The organism is Vogesella mureinivorans, from assembly GCF_007644035.1.
GTDB classification, from domain to species: domain Bacteria; phylum Pseudomonadota; class Gammaproteobacteria; order Burkholderiales; family Chromobacteriaceae; genus Vogesella; species Vogesella mureinivorans.
In genome coordinates this window covers 1-272 of record NZ_VMTV02001102.1, presented here as the reverse complement: position 1 = coordinate 272, position 272 = coordinate 1, and the positions used below count along the sequence as shown (strand labels likewise).

1 pseudogene is annotated in these 272 nt (G+C 41.5%); it reads left to right on the top strand.

Annotated features, from left to right (window positions below):
• Positions 1-272, top strand: a pseudogene (locus FLQ44_RS22935) (type I glyceraldehyde-3-phosphate dehydrogenase); the annotation flags it as partial.

Below are 272 nucleotides of genomic sequence, written 5' to 3'. Positions count from 1 at the left end.
ATATCATCCATCAACTAAAGACTCGCTCGGTGTTCGTGATGCTTCACAAAACATCATTCCTTCATCAACAGGTGCGGCGAAAGCGGTAGGTAAAGTATTACCTGCATTAAACGGTAAATTAACCGGTATGGCTTTCCGTGTTCCGACAGCAAACGTTTCTGTAGTTGATTTAACAGTGAACTTAGAAAAACCTGCTACATACGAAGAAATCTGTGCGGAAGTTAAACGCGCTTCACAAGAAGAAATGAAAGGTGTGTTAGGTTATACGGAAG